General features: G+C 57.0%; 6 protein-coding genes. 2 read left to right on the forward strand and 4 right to left on the reverse strand.

The genetic code is table 11. The features are described 5' to 3' along the window. Window positions 1-3,296, forward strand: a 3,296-nt coding sequence (locus VMJ32_02020; GenBank protein ID HTQ37772.1) for an autotransporter-associated beta strand repeat-containing protein, incomplete at its 5' end; no start/stop codon positions are given. Window positions 3,297-3,319: 23 nt separating this feature from the next. Here the strand turns inward: VMJ32_02020 and VMJ32_02025 are convergent. Together VMJ32_02025 and VMJ32_02030 are read right to left on the reverse strand one after the other, a co-directional pair. Next, window positions 3,320-4,588: a PQQ-dependent sugar dehydrogenase gene (locus VMJ32_02025; GenBank protein ID HTQ37773.1), complete on the reverse strand. Its 1,269-nt coding sequence runs from the start codon at window positions 4,586-4,588 to the stop codon at window positions 3,320-3,322. A 255-nt stretch (window positions 4,589-4,843) separates the two neighbouring features. Next, window positions 4,844-6,160 (reverse strand): DUF1207 domain-containing protein, encoded by a 1,317-nt coding sequence (locus tag VMJ32_02030; GenBank protein HTQ37774.1) that lies wholly within the window; start codon window positions 6,158-6,160, stop codon window positions 4,844-4,846. Between the two features lie 572 nt (window positions 6,161-6,732). Between VMJ32_02030 and VMJ32_02035 the strand changes: the two genes are divergently transcribed. Continuing rightward, window positions 6,733-9,279, forward strand: coding sequence for a proprotein convertase P-domain-containing protein (locus tag VMJ32_02035; protein HTQ37775.1), 2,547 nt, complete (start codon window positions 6,733-6,735; stop codon window positions 9,277-9,279). 73 nt (window positions 9,280-9,352) lie between these two features. Here the strand turns inward: VMJ32_02035 and VMJ32_02040 are convergent, their stop codons facing one another. Together VMJ32_02040 and VMJ32_02045 are read right to left on the reverse strand one after the other, a co-directional pair. Then, window positions 9,353-10,237, reverse strand: coding sequence for a YihY/virulence factor BrkB family protein (locus VMJ32_02040; protein ID HTQ37776.1), 885 nt, complete (start codon window positions 10,235-10,237; stop codon window positions 9,353-9,355). A 19-nt stretch (window positions 10,238-10,256) separates the two neighbouring features. Further along, window positions 10,257-10,517, reverse strand: coding sequence for a hypothetical protein (locus tag VMJ32_02045; GenBank protein HTQ37777.1), 261 nt, complete (start codon window positions 10,515-10,517; stop codon window positions 10,257-10,259). Window positions 10,518-10,565: the final 48 nt, after the last annotated feature.

Genomic DNA, 10,565 nt, shown 5'->3' on the forward strand with positions numbered 1-10,565 from the left:
TCGAATTCGCCAGCGACAGCAGTTACGATCAGGCCACCATCAGCAACTCGGGCGGTTTGTCGTTGTTCGACACGACGGGAATTAATTTATACTCGGTTGGCGGCACGACCCCTTACGTTTCGCTCGGGAATCATGTTTACAATTTGTTTCAGTACACCGGCAGCATCGGCGGCCAGGGACTGGACGGCACCTGGACCACCGCTTCGGCTACCAACCCGCACATTCTCAACGCGCAGCCAAATACAACGTATTCGTTCGCGCTGAGCGGCGGTTATGTAACGTTGGATGTGAACAGCGTGAGTTCTGCGGTCAGTTCGAACTGGATTTCCACCAATAGCTCGGCCACCCATAACTGGAGCGACACGAACAACTGGAACGCAGGCGTTCCGCATAATGCGGGCGATTCCGCCAGCTTTTTGAGTACGCCCGCGGGGGTGGTGACGACGGTCAACCTGGACGCCAGCGAAACCGTGGGCGCCCTCAGCTTCAACAGTGCCTCGTCCTACGCCATTACTCCTACCGCCAGCCAAACGCTGACGCTGGATACCGGAGTAGGGACGACATCGGCGGCTGTGACCGTATCGTTGGGTAATCACGCGATTAATTCCAACGTTACGTTAAACTCCAACACCGTCGTGACTACGACAAATCCCACCGATAGCATGACCTTCAACGGCAACATCGGAGGCAATGGAAAATTCGAAGCCGATGGACCCGGCACCGTCATTTTGACCGGCACCAACAACTACGTGGGCAATACTACCATCGGTACCACCGCCACTTTGCAATTGGGCAGCACCGGCACTCCGACTTCAGGAACCTTGGGCGGCACCAATTTAACCGACAACGGCACCATTTCGTTCAATCGCTCCAATAGCTACACCTTTAGTGGCAACATCACGGGTACGGGCAAAGTCGTTCAGGCTGGTAGCGGCATCACCACGTTGAATGGCACCAGCGATGGTTATCAAGGCGGCACACAAATCACGGGCGGCACATTGAAAATGGGTACCGCCACCGCACTGGGCACTGGATCGGTCAGCATTACTTCCCCTGGCACGCTCGATGTGAATGCTACATCTCCGACTTTGCCAGGCGTCAGCGGCAGCGGCACCGTCGACAACACGAATGGCAGCACGACGCAAATTATCCTTAATGTTTCCACCGGCACGTCCACATTCACCGGAGCCATTAACAATACTGGCGGGGCGGTCAGCATCGACAAGCAGGGAAGCGGAACACAGGCTTTGAATGGAAGCAGTGGTTACACCGGCAACACCACCATTGACGCCGGCATTCTGAGCGTGAATTCCGCAACGAGCTTGGGCAACGGCGGCACGTTGACCATCAATAACGGCACGCTGGAAGTCAATACGGGCTACTCGACGGCTCGCACCGTTGTACTTGGTTCTGGGACCACGCCCACCGTCCAAGTGGATACCAGCCAAATTTACACGAACACCAACCCATCGGGCCTGACAGGCGATAACCTGACCAAGACGGGTGCAGGAACCATGGCACTCAGCGGACCTTTGACGATTAACAACACCCTAGCCATCAACGGCGGGGTGTTGGCGGTGGGGGGATCGGTGACATTGACGAACGTGCCAACCTTTAGCAATTCCAGCACTTTGGAGTTGGAAGCGGCGACAAACACGGTGCCACTTACATCGCCCTTGGCGGGTGGCACTCTGCAGATTGACGCGGCCGCTTCCTATACCTTCAGCGGGGCGTTCGCGTTGGCCAGCAGCACAACCGTTGGAGGTATTTACGTGAACGGCGGCACGTTTACCGCCACGGCAGGAACCGTCACTTTGACGGGCGTTAACAACACCGGCAACGGCAACGGCGGAGTGATTACGATTGAACCCGGTTCCACCACCAATTTCTCCAACATCTCCACGACCAATGCCGACGGTGGGCTGCTGCAAATCGACGGCGGCAACAACACGATTGGGAACGTCAATATTGCACGCAGTGCTTTCACGGCCTCCGATGTCACCATCCCCAAGTATACGCGCGGCGTCATCATTAACGGCGGTATCACGACCATGACGGGCCTGACGCTCGGCTCGGGAAATTCCTCCGCCACATTTTCGATGACGAACGGTTCACTGGCGGTAAATGGCCCCATATCGGTCGGCACTGGAGCCAGTGCGCGGGCAGAATTCTTTCAAGTTACCAACGGTACGCTTTCGTCCACGAGTCCTATGCAATTGGTCAGTGTGAACGGCGATGCTGCCAATATTTATCTGTACGGCGGCACCGTAACGCTGCCGGGAATCAATATTTTTTCTAGTACCGTGACCAGCGGAACGGCCCTGATTACCATCGGCAACGGAACCACTGCCGGCGCCCTTTACATCGGCAGCTCCGGCATCCAAGCAACGTACCCGACCGGGAGCACCGGTAACGCCAGCTTGGTGCTAGCGCAGGGCGGCGGAGTGCTGGGCGCCACGGCCGATTGGTCTTCAAATATTCCGGTCTCGCTGACGGATGCCTCCGGCACCACCGTTATCCAAGCCGCCGACTCTGTGGGCACTGCTCACAATATTACGCTCAGTGGCCTCGTCTCGGGGAGCGTCACCCTGATTAAAACCGGCGGCGGAAAACTCACATTGACAGGCATGGACAGCCTGCCGGGCATCACGATTCAGGCCGGTAGCTTGGGAACCGGTTTGGTCAATCAGAGTTTTGGCACGTTGACTTTGCCAAATAGCGCCACCACACATTTGGATATGGGAATTGGCGGGCGTGGCGAGACGGTTCAATTCAACGCCAGCGGCGGGGAATTGGGAACTTCCTCCACATTGCAGGTTGACGACTGGACCCCCGGCGCTGACCATTTATCGTTCCCCAGCGGGCTAAATGCCGATCAGCTCGCCCTCATTAACTTCACCGGCTTTGGCACCGGCGCTAAATTCGTCTCCGGCTCCAGCGGCGAAATTGAACCGGCCAGCGGCATGCCTGCCTTAACATTTTTGCCCGGCGACGTGAATGACGACAAGCACCTGGATGCGGTTGACATTCTGGCGGAGGAAAAAGCGCTGGCCAATTTATCGCTTTATGCAACCGCCGCGGGCAATCCCTACGGAATTCCGCTGACCACCGATGAATTGTATGCTGTGCTCGATCAGAATGGCGATGGACAGATCAACGGCGCGGATGTGCAGTACTTAATAACCCACGAACTGGAAGGCGGTGGAGGGAGTAATGCAACGGTTCCCGAACCAAGTTCGTTGATATTGCTCGGCTTGGCGTTGCCGGCAATGTGGGCAGCCCGCCGCCGCCGATAAAACACGCCCCGGCTTTACTTTTTTTACTTGGCCGCGGAGTTTGCCGCAGAGCGAAAGTGTTGAATCACGCCCTGGACGGTCGTAAAGTACACTTCTCCCGCCTCGTCTTCGCCAAAGCTGAAGATGCCCAGGCCTTTGGAACCGAAGGTAAAACCGCTGTTTCCATTCGATGGGGCAGCCGGCGGATCAATCGGCTGTACGCTCGTCACTTTCCCGGCCTGTTCGTCGTACCACAGGGCGTAAACCCGGCCGGTCACGTAGTCGGCAAATAGGTAAGCGCCTTGCAGCTCGGGCACATCCTTACCGCGGTACACGTGCCCGCCCACGATGCATTTGCCCACGGCGTGATGATATTCGAATAGCGGCTCGGTCAGCGTTCCATACGTTTTGTCCGGCGGCGGACCCGGCTGGTTGGGATTGTTTTTCTTGACCACCAGAGGATGAAATCCTTCCCGCTGGTTCCATCCGTAGTTATGCCCACGCTCGATGATGTCGACTTCTTCCCAGGTGTCTTGCCCTACGTCGCCGGCCCACAACTTGTGCGTTAGCCGATCGAACGACATCCGCCACACGTTTCGCAAACCCAGGGCCCACACTTCCGGGGCGGCATCAGGCACGTCGACAAACGGGTTATCTTTGGGCACGGAGTATTTTTTTCCGCCGTCTGGATGATCGACGTCGATGCGCAGGATTTTACCCAATACGGTGGAAATATCTTGAGCGTGGGCGTGCGGGTCGTTGGCTGCGCCGCCGTCGCCCAGGCACAGATACAAGTAACCATCGGGCCCGAATAGAATCGTGCCGCCGTTGTGGTTCCAAAATTCTTTGGAAGGGGAGCGGAAAATTTCCTCCGCGCTATCAGGGTCGGCGCGGTTAGGATCGTCGGCCGAAATGTGGTACCGCACCAGCACGCCGGTATGCTGCGCACCCGTCGTGGTGTAATACACAAAAAATTGCCCATTTTCCTTAAACTGGGGATGAAAGGCCAACCCCAGCAGGCCTTCTTCGTTTTGATTGTCGTGATACACGACTCGATCTTTGATGTTTAGCAACTCGTGGGTGTCTTCCACGCCGGCGTCATTAGGGAAGATCAGGATCGATCCATACTGCGAAATGACCGCCACACGATTCGTGCCGTCGGGCGGAGAGGTCAGGAAAATGGGCCTCGCAAAACTCAAATTGGGAAACGCCCGCTCGATTTTCACATTGGCCACAGGGTCGCTTATCGCCACGGGACTGGTTTTGGGCGCGTCGTTGTCATCGGCCCGAGCCGTCGATACAGACGCAGTCATTAGGGTCTGCAGTAATCCGATTGCAACGATGAGCGCAGCCGAGGAAACAGAAGCGGGAGATGTACAACTCATGGCGATTCCCAGAAGAAGTGTTGATTGAAAACGATAGACCTTGCGCCGCAAAAGACTGCCGGCTAAGCCTGGATCAAATTCTCAGCATAACCACCCGCTTGCCGACTGGCCACGGGGTACACAGTGCTAAACCGTCCGCGGAAATTGCCGGGATGCAAGCCGGAAGAATGCTGGGGAACGACGTTAGAAGTCGTACCACATGCCCCAGCCGAAACGAGAGACCGTTTGATTGAAGAATTCGTACTCGTCGTCCTTGCCGTAGAAGTATTGGCCCCCAATGCGGAAGTTCGATCCTCGGGCATATTGCCGCCACATCCAGCCGAATTGCACACTCACATTCCCGCCGTAATCGACTTCCTGACGTAAATCGCCGTTGATGGCTGCAAATGGACCGCCGCGAAATCCGGTGTTGCGGGCTTGCATCCATTCGCAGCCGAATTGCAATTCCACCGGCTTGGCGCCGCCATCGACGGCGGCGTATCCCACTTCGCCATACGTGCGGAACGAAGGGGTGAAAAAGTAGCCGGCGCCCAAAATGGCGGAATCTCGCACGTAATTGATGCGGTTGGCCAGCGGGTTGACGTACAGCAAATACTCGTCTCCCAAGTGAGCGCTGATGTGGTAGTAACCCATCTTGAACTCCCACCGATCGCCGCCGTAAGTCAGCGGGATGCCGAAGCGGAAATCGTCCCCAATCAGCGGCGTGCTGAAGCCCTGCGGATCCAGCCGCGGAAAAACCCCGCCTTCAATGTCAAGTTGCCAACCCTCGGGCCAATTGGGGTCATCGTTTCCGTAGCGAAAAATGCCGGCCCGCGCGCCGAGCGAAACATCCCACATGTCGCCCATCACACTGTTCTGATCGAAATACGTGGCGAAGCGCGGCTCTTTGGTGCCGGCCATGTACGACTGATAAATAATGCCCTGCGGCAGCACCTGCCAGTGCCAGGCGTTGCAGTCGCAATGATAATCGCCCGTCACATCCGGCGCCGAAGCCGTTGGAGGCGGGCAATAAGCCGATTGATTGGCCAGCGCGTTCAGGTCCGGCGCGTGGGTGTCTTGCTGCACCATTTGTTGCAACATCATTCCGGGCGGTACTTGCTCTTCTGCCAGATTGCTAGGCTGCTGGAACGAAATTAATCGAATAGGAGCATCGCCGGGTGTTTCTTCCTGTTGCGAAAATGTAGCCAGTCCGTCTATCGCTGCCGCCCTATCGGAATCCTGCGGGATCATTGCCGGCGGGGCAATACTCGCCTGCGACGCAAACTTAATGCTGGGGTAGATAGTCGCCGCATCAGAATAATTGTTGGGCGTGTCGGCAGCAAACGCTGCAATAGCCGGCCACGCCAGCAGTGACAGCAAACAGGCCGCGGCAATTCGACCCACAACAGGCCGAATCGGCCGCCGAACCCACAGCGCGCATGGCCCGCCCGGCACAGTGCGATGGGGCCGGCTGGCTGCACCTGCTGAGAAAAGGCGGCGAATACAAGTGGCTCGGCTCATGAACACAATCAGCAGCAAAGCGAAATGCAAGGGGCGACAAACGCGAAGCGACAACAACACGGATGCGCGGACGCAATGTTCTTGAAGGATGGGTGGAAACCAGACGAGGGATGCGCTCCGGCGGGTTTATCCAATACGCATCAGGGGTTCCTTAAGCATCATCGGCATGGTTGGCAAGGTTTCGCAGCCCCAAATGCGCTCGGCATAGCGGATGGTAAAATCTGACGATGCTGTCGGTTCGGCTCGGATAAAATTGGCAAACTTTGCCGGGCCACAAAATGACTCGCAAGTTTCCGCACCCAAAAAAGCCTCGCCAATTTCCTAAAAACCCTTTCGAATGGGGGAGCAGCCAAGGATTCGATTTCGATTAGAGAACGAACCTTGCCGATGCCGAAATTCTTGACAGTTGCGCAATTTAATCCGACAATGGCCCCTATCTGGTCGATCGCTCCCTAGGAGAAATTCGCGCAGGGCAAGGCGCCAGGGCAAATGGCACTCGAAGCACCTTGGACCCACACGACGGGAATCATCTGCTCTCGATAGAGTGAAGCGGCTCGACTTCAGTTGAATACATGAATAGCCCAGCGCAAGCCATTTCTCACAACCGCCGCCCGGGTAAACTCGCCGCGTCGAAAGCGCCGAATCGCCGTGTTGGGCATTACGTTTCCAGCTTCGAAGTTTTGGAGCTGCGCTGTTTACTGTCCGCCAGCTCCGCATCGGCCAGTCGTTCGCATACCAATGTCGTGCTGTTTTCCAGCAGCGGCTTGAAGCCTCTGGCCAGCAGCGGACCGGTCGGTTTAACGCCGACGCAAATTCGCGACGCATACGGTTTTAACCAAATCTCGTTTAACGGCGGCATCGTGGGAGATGGCACCGGCGAAACGATTGCCATCATCGACGCCTATCACGATCCTACGATTCAAACCGATTTAGCTGCTTTCGATACGGCATTTGGGTTGCCAGCCCCGCCAACTTTCACCCAGGTGGCGCAAAACGGCACCACAAATTACCCCACGACTGACCCCTCCGGCAAACAGGGCGCCGGCGACGACACCTGGGAACTGGAAACCGCACTCGATGTGGAATGGTCGCACGCCCTGGCGCCGGGCGCCAACATTTTGCTGGTGGAAGCCACCAGCACCAGCGATGCCAACCTGATCCAAGCCGCTGTGAATTATGCTCGCAGCCAACCCGGCGTAGTGGCCGTCTCGATGAGCTTTAGTGGCAGCGAGTTCTCCAGCGAAAGTTCTTACGATACGTACTTCACTACTCCCAGCGGCCACGCAGGGGTTACTTTCCTGGCGGCCACCGGCGATGATGGCGAGCCCAGCGGATATCCCGCTTACTCGCCGGATGTGCTAGCCGTCGGCGGCACTACGCTGTCGACTGACTCGGCAGGCGATTATTTGGGTGAAAGCGGCTGGAGCGGAAGCGGCGGCGGCGTTAGCGCGTATGAATCGCAGCCATCGTATCAATCGGGCATTGTCACGCAAAGCAGCACCAAGCGGGCCAACCCGGACGTGGCTTTCGACGCCGATCCCAACAGCGGCGTCGGCGTTTACGATTCCTACGATTTTGGCACCACCACGCCGTGGATTCAGGTCGGCGGTACCAGCTTTGCAACGCCCTCCTGGGCCGCGTTAATTGCCATTGCCGATCAAGGACGCAGCCTGGCGGGGTTAAGCTCGCTCGATGGCAGTACGCAAACCCTGCCGCTATTGTACCAACTTCCGTCCACTGATTTTCACGACATCACCAGCGGCAACAACGGCTTTGCGGCGGCCGCCGGTTACGATCTGGTTACTGGCTTGGGCAGTCCCAAGGCGAATTTGGTTGTCGCCGGATTGCTGGGCTCGAGTATTTCCGGCACAGTCTACAACGACGCCAACAGCAACGGTGTGCAAAATAGCGGCGAGACAGGTATGTCAGGGGTTACGGTATTCGACGATGTCGACGATAACGGCGTGTTCGATCCGGCCGTGCAAGCAACGTATGCCTCGACCAATGTTCCCGTTACAATTCCCGACGTGACGACGATTACTTCGACCGAAAAAATCTCCGGGATTGTGGGCGCCATCGACGATCTGAACGTGGAGGTAAACATCACCCACACGTACGATTCTGACCTGGTCATCACGCTGATTAGCCCCACAGGCACCCAAATCGTGTTGGCCAGCCACGACGGCCGCAATGGACACAATTACACGAACACCATTTTCGACGATCAAGCTTCCTCGTCGATTTCCAGCGGCCGCGCGCCGTTCACGGGAAGTTACCGGCCGATTGGTACGCTCTCCACGTTGAACGGGACCGACGCCAACGGAGTATGGACGTTGCAGGTCGCCGATACCGTGGCCCAAGACAGCGGCACGCTGAATAGCTGGTCCCTGCAAATTACCACCGGCGCCGACTTCAGCGTCACCACCGACGCTAACGGCAATTACAAATTCACGAATGTATCGCCGGGCGAACATTATATCCGCGAAATCACTCCGTCCAATTTCACCGAGACGGCGCCCAGTAGTGGCGTGTACGCTGTCAACGTCGTGGCCGGCGCAAGCATTACGGGCGTGAGTTTCGGCAATGTGTCCAATCAAGCGGTGGTGATACCGCCAGTGTTAGGCGATTTTAATCAAGATAAGCAGCTCGACGCCGCCGATATTGCCGCGGGAATGATGGCCCTGACCGATTTGCCAGACTATTTGACCAAATACAGCGTCACTGCCGCTCTACTGGCGACCTACGACGACGTAAATCATGATGGCTATTTCACCAGCGCCGACTTGCAGTACATCTTGCAAATTCTAAAGGGCGGAGGCGGAAACAGTTCTCCCACGGTGACGCAAAGCACTTCCACGCTAGTCACCAGCAGCAGCGCGGCTGCGCCGGTCGTAAGTTCTTCGGCCATCACGAACGAGGGCTACACCAACCCGCGCCCCATATCAACCGTGGCGATTGCTGGGGGCGGCACATCAGGTTCCAATTCCTTGCCGACAAATCGTGAGTTGATGGACGACTTGCTCGACAAGATGGTGTCCGATCGAATTCTCCGTGCGCGGATCGGCGCACATTTTTCTTCGCTGGCCGCTTTGGAAGAATTCTTCGCGCATTGGTCGTAATCGCGAACCACGCTGCGATGGTTTTCACCTGTCTCGGCCTGTCCCATCGCGCACGTCGATATTTGCTGCCATCTCAAATGTTATTGCCAGACGATGGTTGCTCAGTGCGGTTCCGCAACACTTGAATGTATTCGGCGCCGATCAAAATAATGCTAATCGCGTAATAACACCACAACAGCACCGCTAGAAATGCCCCTACCACGCCGTAGGCGCTCGTATACCGGCTGCGGGCAATAAATATGTTTAGCAACTGCCGGCCAATTTCCCAGGCGGCGGCCGTCAACAATCCGCCGTAAAAGCAGTCAGCCCAACCGGCGGGCGATTTCGGCAACAGGCGGAACAGCAGCGTGAACACGGCCGCGTTAATGGCTAGCGCCACAGCAATTTGCAAAGCGTCGGAAAACCAACCTCCCAAAGGCACGATCGCCGTCGTTTGCGCTTCGACAGCGGCCACCACAATTCCGGTCAAAAACACCAGCACAATGACCGCGCCCAACGCCAACAACATTAAAAAAGCCCGGCCGCGCTGCACAACCAAGGCCAACGCGTGGGCGAGCATGCTTTTCGACTGGCCGACCGGCTGGCCGGCGATACGGTCCATGGCGGAATCGAGCTGCGCAAAGGCGGCCAGCGCGGTAATCAACACGGTGGCGAGGCCGATGGGGCCGTTGATGATCGAGCGATCTTGCACCACCTTCAGTGAATCAGCCACGTAGTCCTTTAGCGTAGGCGAAACATTCTGTGCGATGGCTGTTAGCACTTCTTCCTGCGCATCATGGCCCAGATGCGTGTGTTGGAGAAACCACCCCAGGCCGGCAATCAACACCCATAACAAGGGAAAAAACGACAGGCCTAAATAGTAGGCCGTGGCCGCGGCCATCAAGGGGCCGTCGTCGGCAAACCAGCGCTCGATGGCCTGGCGAACATCGCGAATGAATTGGACGATGGCTCGCCACATGCGTTGCTTTGCAATCGACCTACTGACATTGGCACGGGCAGCACGGTTGTGTGACTACCGGAGCGCAGGCGGGAGATTGAACCACGGTCGGCGTAACCGCTGGCGCCGCCGGAGCCGTGTAATACGTGGCAGGCGGAGCGGCCGGCTGGGCGTAACACACGGGCTGCGCGGGAGCATATGATGATTGGAACCACCGGCAACAACAGCCGCTGCCCACGACAACCCAATTCAAGACCCACAGCATCAAGAAGAAGCGTTTTTTACCAACAAAGCGTTTCATGCCAACACACCTTTGTACTTGCGGAAAAGAAAACTTGCTCGCCCAATG

This window comes from Pirellulales bacterium, from assembly GCA_035499655.1.
Classification (GTDB): Bacteria; Planctomycetota; Planctomycetia; order Pirellulales; family JADZDJ01; genus DATJYL01.